Annotated in this window: 32 protein-coding genes; 3 read left to right on the forward strand and 29 right to left on the reverse strand. The window is 40.3% G+C overall.

What is annotated here, in order from left to right; genetic code table 11:
- Window positions 1-19: 19 nt before the first annotated feature.
- From QM873_RS05875 to pbp2b, 5 genes are all read right to left on the reverse strand, one after another.
- Window positions 20-631 carry an NUDIX hydrolase gene (locus QM873_RS05875; protein ID WP_414278977.1) on the reverse strand — a complete coding sequence of 204 codons (612 nt, stop codon included), beginning with the start codon at window positions 629-631 and terminating at the stop codon, window positions 20-22.
- Window positions 621-1,991: a UDP-N-acetylmuramoyl-tripeptide--D-alanyl-D-alanine ligase gene (locus QM873_RS05880; protein WP_270288808.1), complete on the reverse strand. Its 1,371-nt coding sequence runs from the start codon at window positions 1,989-1,991 to the stop codon at window positions 621-623. The genes QM873_RS05875 and QM873_RS05880 overlap by 11 nt, the downstream gene beginning before the upstream one ends.
- Before the next feature lie 88 nt (window positions 1,992-2,079).
- Entirely contained in the window at window positions 2,080-3,126 is a 1,047-nt protein-coding gene (locus QM873_RS05885) for a D-alanine--D-alanine ligase (RefSeq protein WP_270288809.1), read from the reverse strand.
- 429 nt (window positions 3,127-3,555) lie between these two features.
- The gene (gene recR, locus QM873_RS05890) at window positions 3,556-4,152 is read right to left on the reverse strand and encodes a recombination mediator RecR (protein WP_125335328.1); all 597 of its coding nucleotides are present in this window, start codon (window positions 4,150-4,152) and stop codon (window positions 3,556-3,558) included.
- Window positions 4,153-4,162: 10 nt separating this feature from the next.
- On the reverse strand, window positions 4,163-6,244 hold the full coding sequence (gene pbp2b, locus QM873_RS05895) for a penicillin-binding protein PBP2B (protein WP_414278978.1): 2,082 nt from the start codon (window positions 6,242-6,244) through the stop codon (window positions 4,163-4,165).
- Window positions 6,245-6,560: 316 nt separating this feature from the next.
- Here pbp2b and QM873_RS05900 point away from each other — a divergent pair, with 316 nt between their 5' ends.
- From QM873_RS05900 to QM873_RS05910, 3 genes are all read left to right on the forward strand, one after another.
- Window positions 6,561-7,388, forward strand: a complete 828-nt coding sequence (locus QM873_RS05900; protein ID WP_414278979.1) for an exodeoxyribonuclease III — start codon at window positions 6,561-6,563, stop codon at window positions 7,386-7,388.
- A gap of 11 nt (window positions 7,389-7,399) precedes the next feature.
- The gene (locus QM873_RS05905) at window positions 7,400-7,786 is read left to right on the forward strand and encodes a bleomycin resistance protein (RefSeq protein WP_414278980.1); all 387 of its coding nucleotides are present in this window, start codon (window positions 7,400-7,402) and stop codon (window positions 7,784-7,786) included.
- Window positions 7,787-7,956: 170 nt separating this feature from the next.
- Window positions 7,957-8,550, forward strand: a complete 594-nt coding sequence (locus QM873_RS05910) for a helix-turn-helix domain-containing protein (RefSeq protein WP_287514376.1) — start codon at window positions 7,957-7,959, stop codon at window positions 8,548-8,550.
- A gap of 25 nt (window positions 8,551-8,575) precedes the next feature.
- Here the strand turns inward: QM873_RS05910 and nth are convergent, their stop codons facing one another.
- The 24 genes from nth to QM873_RS06030 all read right to left on the reverse strand — a co-directional run bounded on the left by nth (window position 8,576) and on the right by QM873_RS06030 (window position 24,300).
- Window positions 8,576-9,205, reverse strand: a complete 630-nt coding sequence (gene nth, locus QM873_RS05915; RefSeq protein WP_120702221.1) for an endonuclease III — start codon at window positions 9,203-9,205, stop codon at window positions 8,576-8,578.
- 114 nt (window positions 9,206-9,319) lie between these two features.
- Window positions 9,320-10,012, reverse strand: coding sequence for a 5'-methylthioadenosine/adenosylhomocysteine nucleosidase (locus tag QM873_RS05920; RefSeq protein WP_135781936.1), 693 nt, complete (start codon window positions 10,010-10,012; stop codon window positions 9,320-9,322).
- A 27-nt stretch (window positions 10,013-10,039) separates the two neighbouring features.
- Window positions 10,040-10,378 (reverse strand): cell wall synthase accessory phosphoprotein MacP, encoded by a 339-nt coding sequence (gene macP, locus QM873_RS05925; RefSeq protein ID WP_023026541.1) that lies wholly within the window; start codon window positions 10,376-10,378, stop codon window positions 10,040-10,042.
- An 11-nt stretch (window positions 10,379-10,389) separates the two neighbouring features.
- Window positions 10,390-10,935, reverse strand: coding sequence for an NUDIX hydrolase (locus QM873_RS05930; protein ID WP_414278981.1), 546 nt, complete (start codon window positions 10,933-10,935; stop codon window positions 10,390-10,392).
- A 9-nt stretch (window positions 10,936-10,944) separates the two neighbouring features.
- Window positions 10,945-12,324, reverse strand: coding sequence for a bifunctional UDP-N-acetylglucosamine diphosphorylase/glucosamine-1-phosphate N-acetyltransferase GlmU (gene glmU, locus QM873_RS05935; RefSeq protein WP_270307844.1), 1,380 nt, complete (start codon window positions 12,322-12,324; stop codon window positions 10,945-10,947).
- A 307-nt stretch (window positions 12,325-12,631) separates the two neighbouring features.
- On the reverse strand, window positions 12,632-13,072 hold the full coding sequence (locus QM873_RS05940) for an ASCH domain-containing protein (protein WP_042507439.1): 441 nt from the start codon (window positions 13,070-13,072) through the stop codon (window positions 12,632-12,634).
- Window positions 13,014-13,916: a putative PEP-binding protein gene (locus QM873_RS05945; protein ID WP_414278982.1), complete on the reverse strand. Its 903-nt coding sequence runs from the start codon at window positions 13,914-13,916 to the stop codon at window positions 13,014-13,016. The genes QM873_RS05940 and QM873_RS05945 overlap by 59 nt, the downstream gene beginning before the upstream one ends.
- 41 nt (window positions 13,917-13,957) lie before the next feature.
- Window positions 13,958-14,686, reverse strand: coding sequence for a GNAT family N-acetyltransferase (locus tag QM873_RS05950; protein ID WP_414278983.1), 729 nt, complete (start codon window positions 14,684-14,686; stop codon window positions 13,958-13,960).
- Entirely contained in the window at window positions 14,673-15,173 is a 501-nt protein-coding gene (locus QM873_RS05955) for an NUDIX hydrolase (RefSeq protein ID WP_414278984.1), read from the reverse strand. Before QM873_RS05955 ends, QM873_RS05950 begins: the two co-directional genes overlap by 14 nt.
- 145 nt (window positions 15,174-15,318) lie before the next feature.
- The gene (locus QM873_RS05960) at window positions 15,319-15,924 is read right to left on the reverse strand and encodes a DUF6707 family protein (RefSeq protein ID WP_414278985.1); all 606 of its coding nucleotides are present in this window, start codon (window positions 15,922-15,924) and stop codon (window positions 15,319-15,321) included.
- Between the two features lie 72 nt (window positions 15,925-15,996).
- A complete protein-coding gene (locus QM873_RS05965; RefSeq protein WP_233332226.1) occupies window positions 15,997-16,548 on the reverse strand; it encodes a hypothetical protein in 552 nt (183 codons plus the stop codon).
- 13 nt (window positions 16,549-16,561) lie between these two features.
- Entirely contained in the window at window positions 16,562-17,158 is a 597-nt protein-coding gene (locus QM873_RS05970; protein ID WP_414278986.1) for an SMI1/KNR4 family protein, read from the reverse strand.
- Between the two features lie 64 nt (window positions 17,159-17,222).
- Complete coding sequence (locus tag QM873_RS05975; protein ID WP_075567793.1) at window positions 17,223-17,582, reverse strand: hypothetical protein; 360 nt, start codon at window positions 17,580-17,582, stop codon at window positions 17,223-17,225.
- Window positions 17,583-17,734: 152 nt separating this feature from the next.
- Window positions 17,735-18,289 carry a DUF4304 domain-containing protein gene (locus QM873_RS05980; protein WP_270307832.1) on the reverse strand — a complete coding sequence of 185 codons (555 nt, stop codon included), beginning with the start codon at window positions 18,287-18,289 and terminating at the stop codon, window positions 17,735-17,737.
- A gap of 51 nt (window positions 18,290-18,340) precedes the next feature.
- Complete coding sequence (locus QM873_RS05985; protein WP_270307831.1) at window positions 18,341-18,661, reverse strand: hypothetical protein; 321 nt, start codon at window positions 18,659-18,661, stop codon at window positions 18,341-18,343.
- 246 nt (window positions 18,662-18,907) lie between these two features.
- Window positions 18,908-19,297, reverse strand: a complete 390-nt coding sequence (locus tag QM873_RS05990) for an SMI1/KNR4 family protein (RefSeq protein ID WP_270307829.1) — start codon at window positions 19,295-19,297, stop codon at window positions 18,908-18,910.
- Window positions 19,298-19,435: 138 nt separating this feature from the next.
- Window positions 19,436-20,062, reverse strand: a complete 627-nt coding sequence (locus tag QM873_RS05995; protein ID WP_195563548.1) for a hypothetical protein — start codon at window positions 20,060-20,062, stop codon at window positions 19,436-19,438.
- Window positions 20,063-20,273: 211 nt separating this feature from the next.
- Window positions 20,274-21,203, reverse strand: a complete 930-nt coding sequence (locus tag QM873_RS06000) for a hypothetical protein (protein ID WP_414278987.1) — start codon at window positions 21,201-21,203, stop codon at window positions 20,274-20,276.
- Between the two features lie 87 nt (window positions 21,204-21,290).
- On the reverse strand, window positions 21,291-21,689 hold the full coding sequence (locus tag QM873_RS06005; protein WP_270288827.1) for an NTF2 fold immunity protein: 399 nt from the start codon (window positions 21,687-21,689) through the stop codon (window positions 21,291-21,293).
- A gap of 84 nt (window positions 21,690-21,773) precedes the next feature.
- Window positions 21,774-22,514 (reverse strand): hypothetical protein, encoded by a 741-nt coding sequence (locus QM873_RS06010; protein ID WP_270288828.1) that lies wholly within the window; start codon window positions 22,512-22,514, stop codon window positions 21,774-21,776.
- 161 nt (window positions 22,515-22,675) lie between these two features.
- Window positions 22,676-23,098, reverse strand: a complete 423-nt coding sequence (locus QM873_RS06015; protein WP_414278988.1) for a hypothetical protein — start codon at window positions 23,096-23,098, stop codon at window positions 22,676-22,678.
- A complete protein-coding gene (locus QM873_RS06020) occupies window positions 23,062-23,370 on the reverse strand; it encodes a hypothetical protein (RefSeq protein ID WP_229038972.1) in 309 nt (102 codons plus the stop codon). Before QM873_RS06020 ends, QM873_RS06015 begins: the two co-directional genes overlap by 37 nt.
- Window positions 23,371-23,397: 27 nt before the next feature.
- Window positions 23,398-23,961: a hypothetical protein gene (locus QM873_RS06025; protein ID WP_195214119.1), complete on the reverse strand. Its 564-nt coding sequence runs from the start codon at window positions 23,959-23,961 to the stop codon at window positions 23,398-23,400.
- Between the two features lie 54 nt (window positions 23,962-24,015).
- Window positions 24,016-24,300: a hypothetical protein gene (locus tag QM873_RS06030; RefSeq protein WP_195214120.1), complete on the reverse strand. Its 285-nt coding sequence runs from the start codon at window positions 24,298-24,300 to the stop codon at window positions 24,016-24,018.
- Window positions 24,301-24,380: the final 80 nt, after the last annotated feature.

Here is a 24,380-nt window from a genome sequence, read left to right on the forward strand (position 1 = left end):
TTTAATTTATAGATCATTTTTAATCACAATACAAATCTCGTTTTCCATCATAGACCTCCCAAAGGAAGTTCAATTGTTCTTCTGTATTGCGCTTGGTAGAAAGAGCAGGTATTTTTTCTCTCTCAAAAAAGGCAAGGTCGGAAATTTCCTGGTTCTTTTCAAAATTTCCATCTAATAATTCACATTCAAATACCAATTTCACATATTGGCGACTTTGCAATTGGTAGCGATTGGTATCAAATACTGCCAACAATCTGATTACACGCGCAGAATAGCCCGTTTCTTCTTGGATTTCCTTTAAAATGTTTTCCGTCGGAGAATAGCCAACCTCACCAAAGCCACCCGGCAAGGCCCAGGTCTCTTCTCCCTGACCTTTCACCAGACAAAGTTTTCCATCTTTGACAATCCATACCCTAACATCAATCAAGGGAGTGTCGTAATGGTCTGTCGGTCTAAACAAATCCGATAATTCTTGTGGATTCAAATCAGTCGCTTCTCTGACAAGATCCTGTAAAATGGCACGAATATCCTGATAGCGCTCTTGATCAAATGGATCTTTTGAGAACGCTAAGCCTGTATTGGTGATTGAAATCAAGCGCTGAATGTTCTTTAGTACATTATTACTCGCCATTCTCCAACTCCTCTACCAATTTGGCTAGATTCATGGAATTGCTTCCCTTGATGAGGATTTGGTCCTGCTCTTTTAAGCTTTCCTTGACTTGTTTGACCATGTCCTCAAACTGGTCTTCCTCAGCGGTCTTTTTGAAATAATAGACATGTCCGAGTGGGAACATCTGACTCGCTAACTGAGCCAAGCCCGCAATGTCTTGGCCATAGAAAATAACCGTATCCAAGACATCCGGTGAAAGACTAAGAATCATTTGGTTGTGGAGATCAATGGATTGCTCCCCTAGTTCTTTCATATCCGCCAAGACTGCCAACTTTCGGCCATCTGGATTGGCAGGAATAGTCGAGAAGGTTTCTAAAATCAGGCGCATAGCCGTCGGATTGGCATTGTAGACATCGGATAAGATATCCGCTCCATTACTTGCCTTTTTCCATTCTGTGCGGTTCTTCGTAAGCTCTAGGCCTTTAAAGCTTGCACGAATGGCCTCTTCGCTGACTCCTTCTTTTAGGGCAACATAGGTAGCAATCATGGCATTGGTCGCATTGTATTTACCTGTTACAGGAAGATCAATGGCTTCTTCTAAGAAATTCGCTTCAAAGGTCAAGCTGTCCTTGCGTTCGTCCAACTTGGTAATGCGGATATCTGCTCCTTCCCCAAATCGCACAAGCTCTTGTTGGCTCGGCAAAAATTCCTCTACAATGGGATCAGATGGCACTAGAAGTAAGCCACCAGCTGGCATGCCGTCCGCAATTTGCAATTTCCCTTTAGCGATTTCTTTGCGATCTTTGAAAAACTCCAGGTGAGCTTCCCCAATGAGGGTCACGATGGCTGCTTTTGGATGGGCGATTTCTGAGAGGAGATGGATATCTCCTAGATGGTCCTGTCCCATTTCAAGGACAAGCTTCTCTGTCCCTTCTGGCATATGGAGAACCGTATAAGGGAGTCCAATTTCATTATTGTAGTTCCCTTGTGTTTTATAGGTTTTATAAGTAGTAGACAGCAGTTGAGCCAACATATCTTTGGTCGTTGTCTTACCGTTTGAACCAGTGACCGCCAAGACATCTACTTGACTCTTCTCCAAAACATATTGGGCTAATTTTTGAAAGGCCGCTAGAACATCATCTACCAATAAATAAGGATGGCCTTCTACTTCTTTTTCAGACAGGGTCGCTACAGCCCCATTTTCAAAGGCAGTTTCAATAAAATCATGCCCATCACGCGCCCCCTTGAGAGGGACAAAGAGATCCCCCGGGCCAATGAGACGACTATCAAATTCTGGTTTCTGTAAAACAAAATCCTCAAATTGACTGATATCATTTCGGGCACCAAGGACACGTGCTACTTCGTGCAAGGTTACATTCATGGTATTCTCCTCTAAAAAGTGGGAGCAGGAAGAAAAGTGACTCCTCTATGAGTTGACTTCATCTCCCACTCCCGCTAGGAACAGTTTCTTAAAGTAAGTGCGCTTCGCGCTTTTCAAAGGTTTCTTTGGCCAATTCTACCAAGCGCTCGATTAAATCAGGATAGGCTAAGCCCATGTTATCCCAAAGTAAAGGATACATAGACCATTGAGTAAAGCCGGGCATGGTATTAAGCTCATTCAAGTAGATGCCTCCATCCTCTGTGTAGAAGAAATCACAACGAGAGAGACCTTTGCCACCAATAGCACGGAAGGCCAATTCGGCATTCTGACGCATAGTCGCTACAACTTCTGCTGGGATTTCAGCCGGAATTGCCATCGTAATCTTATTATCGATGTATTTGGCTTCGTAGTCATAGAAGGCTACATCTTTGACCACTTCACCAGGGAGGGTACTTTTCACATCGTAGTTGCCTAATAGTCCCACTTCGATTTCACGCGCTACGACACCTTGCTCAACCAGGACACGGCTATCGTATTTAAAGGCCAATTCCAAAGACTGACGGAGTTCTGCTTGGTTCTCTGCTTTTGAAATCCCAACACTAGAGCCCATATTAGAAGGCTTGGTAAAGACCGGATAGGTTAATTCTTTTTCGATCAAGGCAATCTTAGCCTCTAGGTCGTCTCCTTCAAGGACAGCCACATAAGGAACTTGTGGAATCCCTGCAGATTCTAGGACCCGTTTCGTAGTAATCTTATCCATCGCCACACTAGAAGAAAGGATATCACAGCCCACATAAGGGAGTTTCAAGACTTCTAAGAATCCTTGAACCGATCCATCTTCGCCCATCGGTCCATGAAGGACTGGAAAGACAACCGCTCCTTCTTGGTAGATGCTGCTCGGAGATACTTTTGTATCCCAATCAATGGTCTCGTTGGTCATCAAGCGTTCGGTTTCAGCAGGCTTCTCTTCAAAGGTTTGGGTCTTAATGAAGTCCCCAGCCTGAGTAATGAAATAGGTCTCGACCGAATACTTGTCATAATTAATCGCTCGCATGACGCTTTCAGCTGAAAGCACCGACACTTCACGCTCTGCACTACGGCCACCATAAAGAAGTACTATTTTTTCTTTTGCCATCGTTTGGTCCTAATCCTTTGTTTAATTTTGTGCTTCATAATCGACTTATCAAAAGCACTCCTCACATACGAGTTCGTCCCTCTAGTATACCACACTTTAAAAAGAAAGAAAACGAGGGAGAACACCTAAAAAACAAAAAGAGAGTGGGACAGAAATCGGTCATTCGTTAGAATTCGATTTCGTCGTCCCACCTCCGCACAGCTTCAACAGTCTGGGAGACTGTTGAAGGTTGCAGATAAAGGAAACTTTGTTTCCCTCATTAGGTCATATTTGGAGCTTAAAAAGCGAACAAAGACTTAGGATACTTGCTTCGCAAGTTCTATCCACCACCTCAAAGCAGTGCTTTGAGCACTCAACCACTGCGTCTTGCTCGACAATCAAAAAACAATTGAGAGGCTAGGACTTTTGTCCCAGCCTCTCTGTAACCGCTTATAACTCGGTTCGATTTTCGATAGCCCGAAGAAGGGTCACTTCATCCGCATACTCGATATCGGCTCCGACGGCTAAGCCACGTGCCAGGCGGGTCACTTTGATACCAGCTGGTTTGAGGACGCGTGAGATATACATAGAAGTTGCTTCCCCATCTGCTGTTGCATTGGTCGCCACAATCACTTCTTGGACCTCATGATCCATTAATCGTGTGATCAAGGACTTGAGGTTAATATCATCCGGTCCGACCCCATTCATGGGCGAAATCAAGCCATGAAGGACATGGTAGCGACCGTGGTACTCCTGAATATTTTCCATGGCCGACACATCTCGGCTATCTTCCACTACTAAGATGGTCGATGGATCGCGAGTCTCGTCTCGACAAATGGCACACTCTTCTTCATCTGTTAGGTTCCCACAGATGGAACAATAGCTTAATTCCCGCTTTGCTGACAAGAGATTTTTAGCAAACTCATTGACATCGTCATCAGTCATTCCGATGGTATAAAAGGCCAGACGAGTTGCCGTCTTGATCCCAATACCAGGGAGCTTCGAATAACTTTCAATTAATTTTGCGATAGGTGTTGGATAGAGCATAGCTTCCTTTCTAATTCATAGGATGTTTTTGCTGGTAGAGATTGATAATCTCTCTGGTAATACTGTGACTAACAGTCGCTTGGAGATTAGTGTTGTGAGGGAAGACGACTGCCACTGCAATCTGAGGATTTTCAGAGGGAGCATAGGCGATCACATTGGTGTTTACAGCAGGGGTCCCACCATTTACAAACGTTTCTGCAGTTCCGGTCTTTGCACTGATTGGAACCGCCGCACCTTCTCCGATGGTTTTACCAGTTGTTAAGCCACTAGTTCCGTATACTACCTGATAAAAACCTTGTTTGATGATGGCTAGATTTTCAGGTGTTAGAGCCACTTGGTTAAGTTCTTTTGTTGCAATTTCTTCTTTCAGAGGTCCCAAACCTCCCTTGGCATCATTTTCATAGATTCCTTGGACCAGGTGTGGAGCTACACGTTTCCCATCGTTGGCAATGGTTGCAACATATTGAGCCAACTGCATAGGCGTATAGTTATCAAACTGACCAAAAGCGTCTGTTAGGTAATTGCCAATAGTATACTCTTTGGGAACGTAGCCCGTCGATTCGTTCGGAAGGTCAATCCCTGTTTCTGTTCCCAGACCATAGGAGGCGAAAGTCGTACGCAGTTTCTCCATAGCAGGATCCAATTGATCCGTCTTTAAGGTCATATTGGGCTGATAGGGTTGGCCCATTAAATTAAGAGCAATCTGCACCATATAGGTGTTGGAAGAATATTCTAACGCTTGCACCGCATTGATTTCTCGGCTTCCAAACTGGGTGAACCAGGAAGTGATTGGAGCTGAACCAGAAAATGAAATTGGTTGATCCAATAAGACTTGATTCCCAGAAATCACCCCATTTTCCCATCCTGCTGTCAAGGTAGCCGCTTTAACGACAGATCCTGGGACAAAGACATTGGTCACCGTCCCTAAAGCATCAGGAGTAAGATCTTGAGAACCGGCTTCATGCTTCATCCCCGCCATCGCAAGGATTTTACCCGTTTTTGGATCCAAGGCAACAGCATAGACCCCTTCTGAGTAGGTCGCATTGCCAGCAGCTAATTCTGCCTGGAAGGACTTTCTCAAGATATCTTCCACTCCTCTTTGGAAATCCAAATCAATCGAAAGCTTGATATTATTTCCCTTGCTTCCTTTTGAGAGGGTTTTGATCTTTTCGACATTGCCATTCTTGTCCAAATGGATCTCTTTTTCAACCCGTTCTCCTTGGAGAACAGACTCATATTGTTTTTCTAAATAAGAAGTTCCGACGCGATCATTTAAGGCGTAGCCTTTTTCCAAATAATCATCGGCTTCTTCAGCTGGTAGGCCGGCTTGCTCTGTCGACACACTACCGACAATAGAAGCCAAAGGACTATCGACTACTTTTCGATCCCAACTCGTAATCACTTCAAATCCTGGAAATTCTTTTAAATGATCTTTGACTGTCGTCACCTGCTCATCGGACATCGGATCCGTCACAATCGTAGCACTGGCGAAGTTTTCGACTGCATTCATTTGGCTAAAGAGATAGATGGCCTTTTTTTCTTCATCCGTATAGCCTAATTTAGCTGGGTCAATACTGTCCACCGCATACTGGTAGATTTTTGCTTCTGGAAGTGGGTTGCCATCCGTGTCGATGCGTTCCTCCTTGGGCAGTTTGTCCACTACTTCTTTATAGACTTCGGTGTTTGCGAGATAAAAGTCGATTTCTTGACGCTTACTGACTTGAGGGTTTGACACGCTTACGTAATTTAGGAGAAGCTGTGCTGTTTGACGCATCTCTTCTGCAGTAAACTTATTGCTACGCGTAAAGGATAAGACCTTCTTATCGACATTCTCTACCAGTGGCTGACCAGAAGCATCATAAATCTGTCCCCGGAGACTTCCCCTTGTTACATGTTTTTTTGTAGCTTTTGCTAATTTTTGCGTATAAAAGCCTTGATGAGTAATCTGCATATACCCTAGTCGAGCAATTAAAATCAAAAAGAGGGTACAGACTATACTGAATAACAAATAAAGTCGTCTAGTAATCCACCGATTATCAAATTTTCTCACCTTAGCATTCGCTTTTTTTGAACGTTTAGATTTTCGAGCCATACCTCTCCTTTCATCTTGATTCTCAATCCCAGCCCCTCTCAACACAACCTAAAAATAGGATAAATTTAGAGGAAATCTAAGGAATATTTCCATTTTAAACTTAACTTCCATTATAGCACATTTCATCCAGACGCGAGTCGCTAGACCAGATAAAAAAATAGCATTTTAAACTCCTTGTCAACTATTCTTATAGCAGTGTGAACAATACAAACATCTTTTTACTAAAAAGCGGATCCTTCCTCAAATCACAAGAAACAGGAGACTGGATATTTTTTGGTATAATAGAAGCATCGACAAAGTTAGTAAAGGAAACGATATGAAACTAATCTCATGGAATATTGACTCATTAAATGCCGCCTTGACGAGTGACTCTGCACGCGCGAAGCTCTCGCAAGACGTCCTCCTTACCTTGGTTGCAGAGAATGCGGATATCATTGCCATTCAGGAAACAAAATTATCTGCCAAAGGACCAACGAAAAAACACTTAGAGGTCTTAGCAGAACTCTTCCCTGGTTATGAAAACACCTGGCGGTCCTCTGTAGAACCCGCTCGTAAAGGATATGCAGGAACCATGTTCCTCTACAAAAAAGAATTGACACCGACCGTAACTTTCCCAGAAATCGGTGCTCCTTCTACCATGGACGTCGAAGGTCGGATTATTACCCTTGAATTTGATAACTTCTTTGTGACCCAGGTCTATACTCCGAATGCTGGAGATGGGCTCAAACGCTTAGAAGAACGCCAAATCTGGGATGCCAAATATGCAGACTACTTGGCAGAACTAGACCAGCAAAAACCTGTCCTGGCAACAGGAGACTACAACGTAGCCCACAAGGAAATCGACTTGGCCAATCCAGCCAGCAACCGTCGTTCCCCAGGCTTTACCGATGAAGAACGGGCAGGCTTCACCAACTTGCTAGCCAAAGGGTTCACTGATACTTTCCGCCACTTGCATGGGGACCTTCCAGATCAATATACTTGGTGGGCACAACGTAGCAAGACTTCTAAAATCAACAATACAGGCTGGAGAATTGACTACTGGCTCACTTCTAACCGAGTTGCGGATAAGGTAACTAAATCAGCTATGATTGATTCTGGTGCCCGTCAAGACCATACACCAATTGTCATGGAGATTGATCTATAAGGAGAAAACGGATGGACTATCAAGCTGTCATCCCTGAATTTGTCGTATCGGATATCGAGAAATCGCGTCACTTCTACTGCGACTTATTGGGATTCTCTATCCAATACGAGCGTCCTGAGGAAAAATTTCTCTTTCTCTCGCTTGAAGACTGCCAGCTGATGCTAGAAGAAGGCAAGGAAGAAGAATTAGCCCAACTGACCTATCCTTTCGGGCGCGGTGTCAATATTTCCTTTGGTATCAAGGATGTCCCACAACTCCACCAAAAACTGCTGGAAGCCAACTATCCCATCCATCGTCCGCTGATAAAAAGAGAATTTCGAGTCGGAGATAGCTTTATCTATCCTCAGGAATTTACGATTTTGGATCCAGATGGTTATTTTTTAAGATTTAGCGAATAAGAAAAAGGAGGCTCTTGGCCTCTTTTTCAGTAGGTAACTATCCATTGACAGGCTTGTAAATCTATAGTCAAAAACAGTTGCTAAACCCTATGAAATCAACATGTCAAAGAACTTTGATAGCCCTTTTTTATAAAATTGAGTAGAATGAAATCAGGAAGCGAGGAAATCTTATGCAAGTCGGAAAACAAATCCAGCACTATCGTAAAGAGAAAAACTTATCTCAAGACGAATTAGCTGAAATCATCTTTGTCAGCCGTCAATCCATCTCCAACTGGGAACGCGGCGCAACCTATCCTGATATTCAAAACCTGCTCTTACTAAGCAAGGTCTTTGAAGTGTCATTGGACAAACTAGTCAAAGGAGATTTGGAAACCATGAAACAAATTATTCACGACCAAGAATTTATGCGCTATCAAAAAGATGGAGTGGTTTTTAGCTTACTGCTAATTGGCAGTCCTATCATCAGCACTCCCCTCATTCTTTATTTGGATGGATACGGCATCGCTATTAGTTGCTTGATTCTTGCTGTCGGTATATTCTACGCCCTACGCATTGAAAAATTCAAGAAAAAGCATAATCTTCGTACTTATCGCCAGCTTGTCGCCTATGAACAAGGACGCAGTCTGAGCGAGATTGAAGAAGCTGAAGAAAGGGGTAAAGATCCCTACCAAAGAATCCTCATTCCTATTCTATTTGTCCTTGGAATTGGCGCTATTACTCTACTGATTTCTTGGCTCTTACTTACTTTCTTCCCTATCAAATAAAAGCGAAGTCATTAGACCTCGCTTTTTAACTGTCTTTAAAGTTATACAATTGCGGATAGTGATCACATTCAGGATTTTTAGGATGGCAGATAGCCCGTCCAAAATAGATCATGGCCTGATGAGCTGGGAGCCAGCGTTCAGGAGGAAGAACGTCCATGACTCGTTTTTCCACTTCTAATGGTGTTGCTGATTTCTTGACGATGTCATGGTGCTTGCAAATCCGCTCTACATGGGTATCAACAGCAAAGGCAGGAATTCCGAAACCGACACTCATGACCACATTGGCTGTTTTACGTCCCACTCCGGCTAAACTCTCCAGTTCCTCCCGTGTCTGAGGGACTTGGCCATCAAAGTTGTCCAACAATTGTTGGGCACATTTTTTGAGAAACTTAGCCTTATTGCGATAGAGACCTAATTTGGAAATATGCTTGGCAATGTCGGCTTCACTGGCGACCGCCATGGCTTGAGGAGTTGGGAAGGCTTCAAACAAGGCAGGAGTTGCCTTATTAACCGCGGCATCTGTTGTTTGAGCAGAGAGCATCACCGCTACTAATAATTCAAAATGGTTGCGAAAATCCAAACTTGGCTGAGCATCCGGAAAGAGGGCAATAATTTCTTCAATCACATGACGGGCCCGTTTTTTTGATAAGACCATAACTTCTCCTTTGCATTACTAGAATCTATTATAGCATGAAGAACCAGTTACTTTACAGAATCAGCTTAGCAAAATAGGACTAGCTAAGGGCTAGTCCTATTATCTTAAGCTTTTCTATACTAATCTCTTCAAGAAAGTCATTAAGGTTTGAGCAGAACGCTCGCCAGCCTGAACGATAAATTCATCAAAAGAGATATTAGCTGCGTGATCTGCCGTGTCACTCATAGCCCGAATGACCATGAAAGGACGGCCGGCTGCATGAGCCGCTTGGGCAATAGCTGCCCCTTCCATCTCAACGGCCAATACTTCTGGGAAATGTTCCCTAATCGCTGCGACTTTTTCTTCACTCGCGATAAAACTATCCCCAGTCGCAATCAGTCCAACATGGGTTGGTGTTTGTTCCTCAGCTAGCACTTTTTTCATCTCTGAAACAAAATAGCGACTGGATTCAAAGTAAAGAGGTTGCCCTGCCATCTGGCCATAGTCATAACCAAAAGCTGTCACATCGACATCATGGTAGGCCAGTTTGTCCGCTAGGACGATATCCCCAACAGCCATTCCCGGTGCGACTGCTCCTGCAGATCCGGTATTGATAATGGCTTCCACTTTGAAATCATTGGCTAGAACCGCTACACTCATGGCAGACATGACTTTCCCGATGCCACTTTCAACCAAGACCACTTCATGGCGACCAATCGACCCTGTATAGTAGACCTTTCCTAGGCGAAGGTGTTTCTCTCCGTTCTGCAAAGCTTCCACTAAGATTTTTAATTCTTGTGGCATGGCCGCAATGATTCCAATTTTCATAATCGTCACTCCTTTGGTAGATGCTGCTTATAAGCGCCAGATTGCAAGAATTAACAAGATGAGGAGCAGGATGACCCAAAATAAGATCTTATTCAATTTTGATTGAATCACCTCATCTTTCTGGTTCTCAATCCGACGACTCTTGGTCACTGTAGGTTGGACTCTGATTGGAATAGTCTCCTGAGGATACGATGCTCCATGTCCACTATCTCCTTCCCCTGAAGTCACTGGCCGTTCATAACCAAATCCCCTGTTTCCTGTCGGGAGAATTTTTGTTTCTTCCTCATCAAAGAGCGGGGGACCAGAGATTGCTTCTCCTCGGTTTGCCCGCTCAATCATTTCATCTGTTAATAAAGGTTTTCCCATTGGATCCTCCTCTATTTATTGGATAATTCCCAGTACTGAATCGCCATAATGGTCTTGGCATCACAGATTTCACCAGCTTGGATCAAGTCCTCCGCTTCTGCTAAAGTCACCTCAAAGAGTTCCAAGGTCTCGTCTTCATCTTGAGGGCGAGGATTTTCCACTTTTTTCAAGTTGGTCGCAACATAGAGTTTGATCCGCTCGTTACAAAATCCAATTGCAGAATAAAAATCATACAACAACTCTAGATCCGCTGTGTAACCAATTTCTTCTTCCAATTCACGCAGAGCAGCTGCTTGAGGATCCGCATTTTCACCCTTTTCCAACTTCCCTGCTGGAATCTCTACAGAAGTCCTTTCGATCGCCTTGCGGTACTGCTTGACCAAGATCGTTTTACCATCTTCTGTGATCGGCAAAACCGCTACTGCTCCATTATGGAAGATTAAATCACGCTGCGCTTGACCTTTTCCGTCAGGTAGTTCCACTTGATCTGTGACTACTTGGAAAATCGGTCCTTGATAAATCTCCTTGCGCTCAATGGTTTTTTCTTCAAATTGCATGAAAATCTCCTATTTATTTTTAGGATGGTGAGGAAGGCGAGTCGCGTACTCATCCTTATTGACTTGACGGCCACGACCAATCGCAATCGCGTCTGCTGGAACATCCTTGGTAATGGTAGATCCAGCACCGACTAGAGAATTATCTCCTAGCTCAACTGGCGCAATGATGGTCGAATTCGAACCGACAAAGACATTGTTGCCAATTACTGTCTTGTATTTATTTTTCCCATCATAGTTGACGGTAATAGTTCCCGCACCAAAGTTGACGTTGCTACCGACTTCACAGTTGCCAATGTAGGTCAGATGACCAGCTTTGGTATTTTCGCCAATAGACGAACCTTTGACTTCGACATAGTTTCCAATATGGACATCTTTTGCCAAGCTAGATCCAGGACGAATATGGGCGTACGGTCCTACTGTCACGCCATCGGCTACTGTGCTTTCTTCAATCATAGAGTTGGTGATCACGGCACCTGCACCGATTTCACTGTCTACGATATAGGTTCCATTGGTTAAGACGGTTTCAGCCCCAATTTTTGTGTGCCCTTTTAGAGTGACATTGGCTTCGATTTGCACTTCTGGTGCGATTTCAACATCGATATCGATATAGGCCGCATCTGGATTGACAAAGCTCACTCCATTGACCATATGAGCTTGGTTAATGCGGCGACGCATGATACCTTCTGCTGTCGCAAGGGCTACGCGGTCGTTAACCCCGAGACTTTCATCAAAGTCTTTGAGCGTATAGGCACCAACTTTTTCACCAGCTTCACGGAAAATCCCAATCACGTCTGTGATATAGTATTCGCCTTGAGCATTGTTGGTGTTGATATTCTTCAAAGCTTCAAAGAGGCGGGCATTGTCAAAAACATAAGTCCCTGTATTGATTTCTTTGATTTGCTTTTCAAAATCTGTCGCATCTTTTTGCTCGACGATGCGAAGCACTTCTGCATTGTCATTACGGACAATCCGGCCATAACCAAATGGATTGGCTGCTTCTGCTGTTAAAATCGTTGCCACATTTTTGTGGTTGATATGAAAATCGATCAAGTGTTTGAGGCTTTCACCCGTAATCAAAGGTGTATCCCCTGCGATGACAAGGGTGTGGCCTTCAAGAGCTTCCAAGACTGGCTCTGCCATCATAACTGCATGACCAGTTCCCAATTGTTCGGTTTGTTTGACAAACTCTGTTTGGCCTTCTAATACCTTTTCTACCAATTCCGCCTTGTGGCCGACAACCGTTACAGTTTTCTCAGGTGAGATGGCTCCGACACTTCGGAAAACATGCTCCAACATAGAGATCCCCGCAACCTTGTGTAGAACCTTGGGCAAATCTGATTTCATACGGGTACCTTTTCCCGCTGCTAAAATAATGGCATAATTTGGCATATACATTCTCTTTTCTGTACAATATCGCTTACATTATACCATTTTTTAGCCCTTTTGGAAAATTAGATCCGAACCAAAGGGAGTGGGAAAGAACTTCGACTAATTAAAAAGAGTTCGTTTTCCCACCCCCGCACAGCTCCAACAGTCTGGGAGACTGTTGGAGGTTGCAGATAAAGAAAACATGGTTTTCCATCTTCATAGGTCATCTTTGGAGCTAAGTAGCGAACAAAGATGCCAATCAACTACTGCGTCATACAGTTATTCCTATTAAACATCGAAGGCTGGACAGTTTTTGCCCAGCCTCGTTCTACAATGGATAAACCTTGCGAAATTCTTCTAAAACCACCTTGCTGTCAGGTGTAAACGTCAGACCTGCTTCCTCCAGCCACTCCGTGAAAAACTCCTCATGAACCTGACGCCAATAGGCCAGAGATTTGTCTCCTTCACCTTCCTTGAAGGCATGGTCAGCAGACACTTGATGGAAGGGCTGAACAGAAACCTTGGTAATTTCGACAATGCAGACAGCCTGATTTCGGCTGTCTAAAATAATATCAAAGGTCCCTTCTTGGGGAAGGGGTTCGTCCTCTAGTGCGTAGAGGTCGTAGGCTGAGGCTGTTGCTGTCTTTTCGCCTCTTAGTACCAAATCTGCCAAGAGATCTGCTTCCACTCCAAAAGCCCAAGCATCGATTTCATCTCCGATAGAAGGGTTGATTTGCTTGTAGGCTTTCCACATTTCTTGCGGTGTCATGGGTTCTCCTTTGTAATTTTTTACTTTCTTCTTTTATATGTTTAAGATGGTCTGGATGGTCAATTTCTAAATCAAAAATCTCTGGAATAGAGCTGTAATGGAGAATACATTCGATACCCATCTGATTCATTTTTTGTATGAAAGAAGTATTCAGATAGCCTGCTACAGCAAAATCAATCTTTTTCATCCTTGCTTTATCCTGCATCTGTCTCAACATATCTAACATAATTGGACTTTCCATATCATGCCATTGACTGTTTCTCACAGTCGCAAAAATAAAAGAAGTTAAATCATTCATTCCAACTACAATCTTTGAAATACCCGTTTCCAGTATCCTGTCCAAGTCGAAATAAGCTGATGGTAATTCAATCATCGTGCCGACTTTCCCGGTAAAACCATACTGACGCAATACTGTAATAGCTTTTTTTAATTGTTCGGCATCATTGACAAAAGGAAAAATAACAGACAGATTGGGATTGGTTTGAAAAACTTCTGTAACAACATTTGTCTCAGCCTGATATTCATCTGGACACGCCAACAAACGCCTGATACCTCTGTATCCAAATAAGGGGTGGCGTTCGTCAAAATACTCTTTAGTCCCGTCTAGACTATTTGCTTCTGCATTTGTTAACTCTGAAAAGCGATACCAGACTTCTTCATCTGCGTACAAATGACAAATAGTGTCTAGATAATCTTTCACAAATTGCTGACAATTTGGTAATAGTATGTTTTGGTTTAGTTCTCTCAACAAGTATTCCCCACGAATCAAGCCGACGTGGTGCAATAAATGGGGATAAACTTTTTCAACAATTTTTTCGCCACTAAGAGCTAGTTGATTTTGCATGTTCATTCACCTCGTCTTAAAAGATGCAATATCAGATATCATTATACGACACTTTCCTCTAGTTCAAAAGCTTCATAAGGTTCAACTAACTCATATCCTAAAAATTCTGCTACTTTTTTGGAAGCCTCGTTATGAGCATCCCAAAGTGGAAACATATCTCTGTTTAAACTCTCTAGAATCATTGCAGCACCAAGCTTTTTAGCAAATCCATTTCCTTGTTCGTTTGGTCTAGTTGCAACTTCCACTTCAACTGCACCTTGGTAAACTAACCCTGAGGAAATTCCAGCAATCAGTTCTTTATTTTTAAGAATCACAAAGCCAAATCCACCTTTTAAAGCAAAATCCTGATAGGATTCAAAATCCCCTTGTAAATCTTGTGACCATTCTTCCTCAGAAAAGCTGTCATAAATATGATTATCAATAGGCACAATATTGTAATCTTCCTCTAACTGACTAACTAGATTATTTAGAAATTCAACTTGAAAATTTGCCTTATCTTTAAAAGAATAACGAGTAAAAGAAATTAGCTCCACTTTCTGATGCAGAAAATCTTGCCAATTGGTTTTTTCTGAAATAATAATCTTATAATCTAAACCATATTTCCTAACAAAATCTTCCCAAAATCTGGAATCCAACTCCCCTGCTAGGAATAGAAAATTCCCAACATCATAAAAACTTGTTGTCCTATCACTGTTTCGGTAGACAGTTCCGATTTGAGATTTAAGACCATAGCGAACCATATTTTTCTTCCATGTTTTAAATAGTTCCATAAATCCCCTTCTTCACCTTCCAATGATTATAGCTTGTCAGTTCTAATTCTGGAAATCCTCGCAACTCTGCCTTGGCCTTCAATACTAAAGGCGAAGCATTGTCTGCAGTAATCTCTTCTAAATTCAACCAAATTGCATTTGCTGAATCATTGCTTCCATCAAGAAGCTCCTGAGGAAGGGATTGTTGAGAGCGTTCGAAATCGAGGACGATATCATAAAAGGCCATGATATGGTGTACTGCGAAATCTTGCCCTTCTTCCTGAACCAGCACATCATAAATCCTAGGTTTTGAATAAGAGCTTATCGCATATCCTGTCTCTTCCTGAACTTCTCTCTTGAGAGTTTCTGTCAACCCCTCACCGAGTTCCTGACTACCACCCGGTAAATCAAAACGATACTGATAAGGTCCTCTCGTTTTCTCAATGCAGAGTAATTTTCCATTTTCAAAGCAAACGCCATAGACGCCAAAGTGATTTTTGATTTCCATTTTCTACTCTTTCTAATACTCAATGAAAATCAAAGAGCAAACTAGGAAGCTAGCCGCAGGCTGTACTTGAGTACGGCAAGGCGAAGCTGACGTGGTTTGAATTTGATTTTCGAAGAGTATAAAAATCCAAGATTGCTAGCTCACCTTATCCCTTAAAAGGAAAGAGGCTATAGATTTCATGCTCCTTGATATACTTCTTTAGTATCTCCATATTCTCTTCGATTTTTTTCTGGATATCTGTCTCTTCACAAGTTGACTCAGTAATAAAGAGGTGAATCTTTAATAAATCTGTCAGGTACAGCAGACGACGTTCCATTTCTGATTCAGGACTTGAAGCTTGCTCAATTTTTGCAAGCTTTTGCTCCAGGCTATCGCCATTCAAAAATCTCTGATGAACTCTCCTTCTTATGTTTCGAGTGGATTCCTCCCCTTGTTCTAATGGAGATAAAAGGAGTTTTTTATAGACGAATACCTGATTTTCTTTTTCTCTTTCCAGATAAGCTAATAAAACCAGAGAGCTATCAATAAAGGTCCAGGTGTTAAAATTCCCTTCAAATGGAACCTGTATGAGCCTATCTAATAATTCCTTAGCCATTTCCTCTTGACCATCCAGATAAAGTAAATAGGCCAGATGATTAAGCGATTCGAGATAGGTAGCTTGGGGCTTCTTATTCTTTTTTGGCACAAGACTGATATAGGATGCTAAGTCAACATCATTTTCAACCTCTTCGATTAGTTCTTTAACATTCATTTCTTTTCTCCTATCCAGTTCATTTTTTGTTATAGAGAAGGGCTTTAATTGCAAATCTATCTCAGCTCACTCTTACCTTAATAGAAATTCTTTCGCTGTCGCTTGGACATCTGGGGAAAGGTAGTGCTCTATTAAGTCACCTGTCCCAGCAATAAATTCCTCCAAAGATACATCTTCTCTTTGCTTCCACAAATTAGTAAAAGCAATATAAAACTCCAGAAACTCAGTCAAACTATCACTGAGTTTGTAGAAATTAGGATCACCGGGTCTTCCAGCGAAAACAGGTGATTTTTCATCTTTCATATCACAGAAAAGAATATCATCTGTATCTGTAGTAGCGAATATCTGGTATTGCCCTTCACTAAATTGAGGAACATCTTGTAAGGCCCAACATTCGAATGTCCTGGTAGGAGAATCTAATGGCAACAAAATGATATTAAAATTTTGATTGGCAAAAAATAAATCCTCTTTGAACACTATATGTTGATAGTAATCAAGCAATTCTCCTGTCAAATCTGAGGACTGGATCCTTAATTTTTCATTTGAAAAATTCACAGATTGGGGGATAAACGTTGTTTCCTCATACAGCCTAATGATCTTTTTTAATACAGTCACTACTGCCATTTTCTCTCCTTGGTCAATCCTCTTCCGTCTCCTTTAAGAATTCCAGCCATATTTTCAGATCTGGATTTATCTCATGTGCTATCTCAGCATGCTTCCTATAATCCATATCCAAGTAGCCTTGTTCATTCCGGAAAATAATAGCTTGCTTATAACATACTTTAAAAGTTTGGAGCATAGATTCCAATGACTGGTATTCTACCTGAGGTTCCTCTTCATACACGTAGAAACCAAGTATGTGACCCTGAGCTTCTGGAGCCAGGATCATGGCATAAAAATCTCCCCCACCGCTGGCAAAAATTGGAAACCAGCATTGATTCCAAGTAGAAGTCTTCCTCAACTCCTGATAGGTCTGGATACTCTCTTCCAGAGACATCAAATAGAAACCAGGAAAAAATGCCAGCTCACCGAGTGTGATTCCCTCACTATCTTCTGAACCGTTTCTCCAAGTATAAAGAGCACGCAAGTCCTGAGTTGGCTGCAATGGGATTTCCTCAAACAATTCTTGGATTTTTAGAGAAGATATGCCCGGATTTAGATGGTCTACACAAGGATGATCTAGCTGTTGGAGACTTTTTTCAATCTCATTTAATAATTGGGTGATCATTTCCATTTGTTCTCCTTACCTTGTAAATCATTAGAGACGAGTTCCTTCGTCCCTAGAAAAGAGCTTGCGATTATTCAATCCCATCTTCTTTATTGTACTCTATCATGCATTTGACTGCATATTCTACCCATTCCCAAAAATCATTAAACTCTTTTCGTTGCTCCCAGCCTTCTGTAGCAAAATCATGAATGAGTTGGACCTTATTGCCCTTTCCTATTTCAAAACAAGCTGTATCATCACAATCACCTCTTTTAGCAAATGGAATCAACTTTCGGGTTGGGTACCTTTCCTGCAATCCCTCATACAAAGACAGGGCCCATTCTGAATCCAACAGATACCAACAATCAAAATCAACTAAATTGAGTTCGATCAATTTTTTAAACGATTCAGGATACTGAAATAGCCTTTCATCAAGTAAATAGTTTTTCATTTCTTATTTCCTTTTTGGTACAAGACTGACATAGAATGCCAGCTCTAGATTATTATCAAGGTCTTAGATTTGTTCATTAAGATGTATACATTTTCTCCTACCGATTCCTTTCGTCAGGATGTTGATCAGTCAATCAGAACTTTCATTCCACCCTAATAAGTAGTTTTGATTATTTCTCTCGAACGAATATAGGTTTTAAAGAAGTTTTTGGGAACAGAGGCAATCTTAGGTGTAATGGATAAGCCATAGTTTGCAAAATCTAAAGCAAGCTTCTTAGAATCGATTGCATCATAATACTCAACATACAATCTGCATAAGTTCATTTTGGTAATAGAGAATTGTTTTAACAACCAATCCTTCTCAAGATCCTTCTCGGGATCTATGCTTGAAAATACGGTTGAATACGATGAATACTGAGCAGTAAAATCGATGGCCTCTTGAACAGCCTTTTCCAATTCAGCTTGTTCCATACCATTTCTATGATCGATAGAACCTAATCGAGTCCTTAAAGCACAATCCACTTCTTCTAACAGTCCCGAGTCCAGGAAGAGGGGATGAATGCCAATATTCACGAAATAGGCAGTCCCATCTGATTTTCGTTGAAAATAGATTACCGTGTAAAAATCATGATTGATTTTATAATAGTTATTGCTTCTCTTTAATCTCGAAAAGCCATTTTTTTCGAAGAGTTCTTTGGCCTCTTTCATTTCTTTACCTCTATTTCTAACAGAATGTAGGGAGTTCCTCATTGCATTTTCCTATGAATCTAAATGGATATAGGTTATCCCTACAACTTTCCCGTTCTCAATCGCATATTGCTTAACAGAATGAATGGAACTGATCAAACCTTCCTTACTGATTTCCTCTAGGGTTGCTGGCACTATTTGATCCTTTAATTTAAAATCCCGAGCCTTATCTATCTCCCCCACATCATCAATGGACGTCCAAAAGAGCATATATTCATCGCAATAAAAATAGATCTGATCATCATAGAACTCAGGTATTTTACAGAACTCAACTCCATCACTTTGCCTTTCTATCGCTCCACTATCTCGATAAACAAAGTAGGTCTTTTTCATCTCTCATTTCTCCATTTTAAGTATCAATCTTCACAGGACCAATCTCAGCAATTCTAACTAGGTCAGAAGATCCTGATAACATCACATCATTTTGGTTTATAAAATTGAATTCAACCTTATTCTCTAGAAAGAGCAGCTCCAGTTGTCCATTCACCTGATGAATCTCCTTAGAATAAAAATGGATTTCATCTAAATTAAAAAACTCTAAGAGCATCTAGAAACTTACTATCACAGGGAACTGCTACATCAATCTTCCTCAATATTGAATGCATTCCACATAAAAAATCGAATAAAGTTCCATTTTGTCTTTTCCACTTGAATATCATTTAAATCATAATCCAAATAATATATTTCATCTTTAAAAACATCTTTATCCTTGATAAATCCATAATATCCTCCTACACCATCACTAGAAATTGGATAGAAAAAACTAGGGATAAATTTATATTTTTCATACTCATTCAATACATAAAAATCACTATCTGGGCTTATTGAGAATATTTCACCAAAAGCAAATGTGCCACCACCAAAGTTTCTTAACACCTCTATATAAGAATTAGGAAATTTAGCTACTAATCTATTTTCTATCTCATTTATATCATTCAGATTCACCTGAGGTTCACTATCTCTAAACATAAAAAAACCGGCTTTTCTTTCATTTTCTTACTAATAAAATCTATTAAATCTTTTGTATTCATTCATGCCTCTTCTATGTTTTGTATCCTATTCAACTACATACATTATTGCTGTATTAAAGTCAGAACTTGAGTTAACTTAAAAGAAGTTAATACGCTTTCCATCTTTTCCTTTTTTAACATCTGAAATAATATCTCTCACTAATTGAACGTCAAATTGTTCCGAAAAGATCAAAATTTTCTCTCGACTGCTCTCAGAAAACAAATAAGATGCTGCTAAGATAAATAAAAATGGATTTGTGACTTTGCCAATATGCTCAAGGTATTTAGGCTGAGTTACATAAGACATAATTCTATTAAAATCATCATCTTTAAGTACTAACTTTTTCATATAAATAGCAGCGCAAGCACCTGCAGCTTTCGAGAAGCTATTCGATTCCAAGGACTCATAAACAAATGATAAATTCTCTATTTCTGAATTCTCTAGATAGACAATGGCTAATGCTAGAGAGCGGTAGGTTACAGGTGTTGGAATGTCTCTTAGAATCAATGACTTCAGATAGGGAATTTCTTCTGCACAATCTGTTGCGGCCATAGCGTAGAGCAAGTACATTTGCGTTTCCCAAGCTCTTTTTTTTTCTATCTCCGCCTCTAAAGCACTATGTAAGTATGGCCCATATCCTTTTAGTCTGTCCTTTAAAATTTTCTTAGCTGCTTTCTTAACTAAAGGTGAACGCTTTGATGTTAATTCTTCTATGAGTGGCATATAGTCTCCTTTCTAAAATCATCATTTAATTGATCAAAAGAAAAATCCCTTCTTACAAATTTTCACAGTAAGAAAATTATTTTTATCTTAAGTTAGATAAAATTGTACTTGAATAGCCTGATATTCGTTTATCTTAAACCAGTAATCCCGACTTGATTCAATTGTCATAGCGATAAATTGGGTATGTATATTTTCCATATTTTATAAACAACTAGTCTAAGATTGTGCCAAGTATCATCTTATTTTGCTCGGATATCTGAAAGTCATCCATGAAATAGGGTAAAAAGTCATCAAGCAAGGGATGGCTAAGCCCGTCGATTGGGAGGCCTCTTTTCTGACGTTCTTTTAGTAAAACTAAGATTTCAATTGGGAAATACTGCCATAGTAAGGTATTGAAGTCTACTAAATGACTATCTTTGGTGTTCGCTAAATGATAATCACACATGGATAAAATTGTTTCTCTAAAAATAGCCATATCCTCTGAAAAAATAGTTTCCATAACCTGTTTATAGGCATCATTCACATTATGATAAGGGTTCGAGTCCAAGGGTTTATATTTAGCATCACAGGCATTTTCGAGCAAGCTAGCTAACCGGTCTCCCTGTCCATTTCCATAAAGAAAAACGACTAAAGGCAATAAACTCTTGGCTGAAAAGAAAATAACTTTTTTCCCTTTTTCAACTTGGGCTTCTTTAAAATAGGTTAATTTATCAATTAAAAATTCGACATAAGTATCATCTAAATAGGCAAGGGCAAATAAGATATTCAAACAAATATCTGTATCAAAGTTTGAGCCACCTTTAGCCAAATATTTAGCAGAAGCCATATCTGCCATCACAGAACAAAAACAGCCGTTCAATAATAACTGGTAGTTTTCAGATGTTTTACATTCTATAAAGTTAGAGACTAGAGGATACGGACTTATAGAATCAATCATATCTACATAATCATACAGGTATGATCTTATCTCACCATTTTCTTCGTAGTTAACTTGAACGCTTTTCTTATCAGATTTTAGAGCTGTTAAAATGGCTTCAGTATTAGATAGGTTTTCTGCCTCTAAGTGAAAATCTCTGGCCTTCAGTATTTTATTTTTGATAGTTGTTAATTTTCTTTTTTGATTTGAAAGTGTTTTATTCATATTGACCTCTAAAATTTCATTTCTTACACTCAACTACCGGTGTTTTTGAAGTTCATCTCTTTCCGTCTTCCTACATTATCCAGTATATCACAAGGAAGAATTGATCCACTTCCCATCATCAAGCCATTCTTTCTTATCAATCCACCATTTCCCCTTTTGAAACACCATATGAAAACAATAGAGAGTTTCTATCCCAGAACGATTCTCCTTGATATAAATATAAGCTTGATTCCCGTCATGCTCTTCATCAACGATGGGATGTGTTTCTAATTTATAGTCAAACGGAAACCGGACAGATAAAGATAATTCCCTTGCTCTGAGTGGTTTTTTAGATGTACAAAACTGATTAAAAATAGTAGCTAATTCATTCTTCAACATCTCTTTATAGGCTTGGTTTCTTAAGCTCCTAGTGGCCTTTTTCTCCCAAGAATACATAGCCTGCATAAACTGGAGTAAGGTTTCTTTTGCTAGATTCGTATGAGTCATGGTTCCTCCTACTTAAATAACGGGACTAATGGTTCGTTTATAATGAAGACATAGGTCATAAAAACCTGTATTGAAGACATGCTTTTACCCCTCTCGCATGCAAACATGTGGTAACTCGCTTCTAAGAAGTTCCCTTTGCTTTTGATTTGTTCTTCCCGTTGTTAAAAATCGTAGATGTTTCAGACTCTTCAAGTAGCTAACTGTGGATGCGTAGTTAAAAATAGACGTATCGACAAAATCCAAAAAACGAAGCTCACTAGAGGGCTGGATAAAATCCAATTCTGGTAAATTTTTATTTGCTGTAAATGAAAGATAGAGCAACTGATTTAAATCCCTTATAAAATCAAAGTCCGGCAACTTTACACCATAATCAACGTGCAGATAACGCATACCTGTATGAAAAGAAATGTTCTCTATCGTTTCCAAATTTGTCATAGAAGATATCCCTAGAGCTTTCACACAATCATTTTGGGGTAAGATGATCTTTCTTACTTTACTAGCCCCAACTATTAAAATCTTTTCTACTTGTTCATATTTTGAAAAGTCTAGCACGTCAGATTTACTTCCCATCAAGTAAATCACTCTCGTCTTGCTAGGTAACGAAAGCTGATTAAAATCCACATCCTTCAGCATATCCTCTGGGTTTTCAACAATGTACTTTTGTCTTAATAAGCGATTGATATCGATGAATTCTTTATAAGTCAATTTTTCGTCCAATAATGGTGCAATCTCTTCAATAGAATGCAGAGGCTCCATTGCCATTAGATTCTCTCTTTCGGAAAATCCTTCTTTTATGATTTCTAAATATTTATCTAAACAGGTCATCGTTCACCTCTTTTCATGAATATCATGCTTCTGTTTCTTTGTTCAACCTATCTATTTTTACAATGACACTTTTACAAGAAGACTACAGCACCGCTTGTCGCAAAAACTAAAATCGTGAATCTCAAGAGTATTCTTTTCTATATAAACATTATTCTGCTTGTTCAATCTCGATCAAAGATAACCTTGACTCTAGCTCTACCCAAAGCGTCTAGATATTGCTCCAGTTTCGTAATCGACTCCTCCGAATCAGATAATTGAACAAGCAAATCCCCATTGATAGTCATGACATCCTTTGTCGGTAAAAGCATGAGATTCTCAACGCTTGGATCATTCACAATCATTAAGGAAGGGGAATAAATACAGCTTGTGGAGAGGTCTAGATTTCCAAATCGCTCCCTAGCAGACACAAAAATAGATTCCATCCCACCTTGGTCTTTCAGAACAAATTCCCTCTTGAAAAATGCTTCAAAACTGTCGTAGATCTCGATGACATCCATAGTAATCCCATCTAAATAATAAACTTGATGACTTTGAATGTTCCCATCCTTCAATCTATAAGCGAATTGATCTCCAATAGCAGACATACCAAAAAATAGTAGCCTGATACATAATCTTTCCAGATTTCTCTCCATAGCGTATCTGAATTCCAAGAGTCGAGCGTGATGGCTTGAGCAGAATTTGTACCAAACAAACGATAATAACCACCATAAAATTCCAAGCCATTGGTTATGGAGAGCAAATCCAAGTGAGCTTGAGGAAACTGTCTGGCTTTGAGTTTTTCTAGTTCAAGAGCTGAAGCCCCACTTTCTTGTATGACCAGATCCTCACAACATTTTAAAAAATTCTTCATTTCCATTTGCTTCTCATCTCTCTCTATTTGGCTTTAACCCAGCATAAATGCTATAAAATCATTTCGATAGTCTTCAGGAAGTTGCTCCTCAATAATAGCCATGATTCCTGTTAAAAAACCTTCTTTATAGTCTGACAAAGCCTCATCAATGTAGATGTCATTCTCAAACTTGGTGATTTCTAGCTTTTTCATCTGACTATAGGTAGACAAGAAAGTAGATAAAGAGGGGCTTAAGCTATAGAGCTTGGAATTCCCAGGAATCTTGCCAAATACAGGACTAAGCTCGCTAGTTAGATCACAAAAAATTGGCTCATCCCCCATCATGTGAGCAAAAACCACATAACTCTCTTTCCAGCTAGGATCCTGCCATCCTTCTGATGCAGCTTCACATAGAGGGAGAGGAATTAGAGCAAGATCATAGGGAGCTCCTCTAAAATAAGCTTCTTCATCAAAGTCTAAATGCTGGTAGAACTCTTTCAATTGACCAGACAAATCTGGCTTTTCGACATGGAGACAGTCACTAGTAAATATAAGCTCTCCTAAGCCCTTGTTTCTATGATAGACTTCTACGAATTCCTTCAACAAATTGAGCATCATTATTGGACTCCTCTCACATTTTTGGGATTATATTTGGCTATTTTCAACTGACGATTACGTATCATTCTGACCGCTAGTGACAGCCTGAGCCCAAATTCGTTCAAATTCCTCTTGACTAATCTTGATGGAGTCTGATAGATCCAACTCATCTTTTCGACCATCATAGAGTAGAAACCCTACTTCTGGAACATAATCCTGTAGGCAAGAGGAAGCATAAGAGTGCCCATTCAAAACGTTAATTTGTCGACTTGCACGCTGACCAGTAAACTCTGTATAAATAACTCCTAGGCCTGACATAAACTCACTATTGCCATAATAATAATATTCTTTTTCACACATTAGAACCACCTTTACCATTTGTCTCTCCAAGAATGGCATTCTTTCCTCTTTGCCTCTCTCATCGACTGATTCTATGTTCA

The sequence above is a fragment of the Streptococcus australis genome, from assembly GCF_047463015.1.
Classification (GTDB): Bacteria; Bacillota; Bacilli; order Lactobacillales; family Streptococcaceae; genus Streptococcus; species Streptococcus australis_F.

Coding starts and splice junctions, on each gene's coding strand:
- QM873_RS05875 (WP_414278977.1), bottom strand. CDS start 631: ATGGCGAGTAATAATGTACTAAAGAACATTCAGCGCTTGATTTCAATC.
- QM873_RS05880 (WP_270288808.1), bottom strand. CDS start 1,991: ATGAATGTAACCTTGCACGAAGTAGCACGTGTCCTTGGTGCCCGAAAT.
- QM873_RS05885 (WP_270288809.1), bottom strand. CDS start 3,126: ATGGCAAAAGAAAAAATAGTACTTCTTTATGGTGGCCGTAGTGCAGAG.
- recR (WP_125335328.1), bottom strand. CDS start 4,152: ATGCTCTATCCAACACCTATCGCAAAATTAATTGAAAGTTATTCGAAG.
- pbp2b (WP_414278978.1), bottom strand. CDS start 6,244: ATGGCTCGAAAATCTAAACGTTCAAAAAAAGCGAATGCTAAGGTGAGA.
- QM873_RS05900 (WP_414278979.1), top strand. CDS start 6,561: ATGAAACTAATCTCATGGAATATTGACTCATTAAATGCCGCCTTGACG.
- QM873_RS05905 (WP_414278980.1), top strand. CDS start 7,400: ATGGACTATCAAGCTGTCATCCCTGAATTTGTCGTATCGGATATCGAG.
- QM873_RS05910 (WP_287514376.1), top strand. CDS start 7,957: ATGCAAGTCGGAAAACAAATCCAGCACTATCGTAAAGAGAAAAACTTA.
- nth (WP_120702221.1), bottom strand. CDS start 9,205: ATGGTCTTATCAAAAAAACGGGCCCGTCATGTGATTGAAGAAATTATT.
- QM873_RS05920 (WP_135781936.1), bottom strand. CDS start 10,012: ATGAAAATTGGAATCATTGCGGCCATGCCACAAGAATTAAAAATCTTA.
- macP (WP_023026541.1), bottom strand. CDS start 10,378: ATGGGAAAACCTTTATTAACAGATGAAATGATTGAGCGGGCAAACCGA.
- QM873_RS05930 (WP_414278981.1), bottom strand. CDS start 10,935: ATGCAATTTGAAGAAAAAACCATTGAGCGCAAGGAGATTTATCAAGGA.
- glmU (WP_270307844.1), bottom strand. CDS start 12,324: ATGCCAAATTATGCCATTATTTTAGCAGCGGGAAAAGGTACCCGTATG.
- QM873_RS05940 (WP_042507439.1), bottom strand. CDS start 13,072: ATGACACCGCAAGAAATGTGGAAAGCCTACAAGCAAATCAACCCTTCT.
- QM873_RS05945 (WP_414278982.1), bottom strand. CDS start 13,916: ATGCAAAATCAACTAGCTCTTAGTGGCGAAAAAATTGTTGAAAAAGTT.
- QM873_RS05950 (WP_414278983.1), bottom strand. CDS start 14,686: ATGGAACTATTTAAAACATGGAAGAAAAATATGGTTCGCTATGGTCTT.
- QM873_RS05955 (WP_414278984.1), bottom strand. CDS start 15,173: ATGGAAATCAAAAATCACTTTGGCGTCTATGGCGTTTGCTTTGAAAAT.
- QM873_RS05960 (WP_414278985.1), bottom strand. CDS start 15,924: ATGAATGTTAAAGAACTAATCGAAGAGGTTGAAAATGATGTTGACTTA.
- QM873_RS05965 (WP_233332226.1), bottom strand. CDS start 16,548: ATGGCAGTAGTGACTGTATTAAAAAAGATCATTAGGCTGTATGAGGAA.
- QM873_RS05970 (WP_414278986.1), bottom strand. CDS start 17,158: ATGGAAATGATCACCCAATTATTAAATGAGATTGAAAAAAGTCTCCAA.
- QM873_RS05975 (WP_075567793.1), bottom strand. CDS start 17,582: ATGAAAAACTATTTACTTGATGAAAGGCTATTTCAGTATCCTGAATCG.
- QM873_RS05980 (WP_270307832.1), bottom strand. CDS start 18,289: ATGAAAGAGGCCAAAGAACTCTTCGAAAAAAATGGCTTTTCGAGATTA.
- QM873_RS05985 (WP_270307831.1), bottom strand. CDS start 18,661: ATGAAAAAGACCTACTTTGTTTATCGAGATAGTGGAGCGATAGAAAGG.
- QM873_RS05990 (WP_270307829.1), bottom strand. CDS start 19,297: ATGTTTAGAGATAGTGAACCTCAGGTGAATCTGAATGATATAAATGAG.
- QM873_RS05995 (WP_195563548.1), bottom strand. CDS start 20,062: ATGCCACTCATAGAAGAATTAACATCAAAGCGTTCACCTTTAGTTAAG.
- QM873_RS06000 (WP_414278987.1), bottom strand. CDS start 21,203: ATGAATAAAACACTTTCAAATCAAAAAAGAAAATTAACAACTATCAAA.
- QM873_RS06005 (WP_270288827.1), bottom strand. CDS start 21,689: ATGACTCATACGAATCTAGCAAAAGAAACCTTACTCCAGTTTATGCAG.
- QM873_RS06010 (WP_270288828.1), bottom strand. CDS start 22,514: ATGACCTGTTTAGATAAATATTTAGAAATCATAAAAGAAGGATTTTCC.
- QM873_RS06015 (WP_414278988.1), bottom strand. CDS start 23,098: ATGTCTGCTATTGGAGATCAATTCGCTTATAGATTGAAGGATGGGAAC.
- QM873_RS06020 (WP_229038972.1), bottom strand. CDS start 23,370: ATGGAAATGAAGAATTTTTTAAAATGTTGTGAGGATCTGGTCATACAA.
- QM873_RS06025 (WP_195214119.1), bottom strand. CDS start 23,961: ATGATGCTCAATTTGTTGAAGGAATTCGTAGAAGTCTATCATAGAAAC.
- QM873_RS06030 (WP_195214120.1), bottom strand. CDS start 24,300: ATGTGTGAAAAAGAATATTATTATTATGGCAATAGTGAGTTTATGTCA.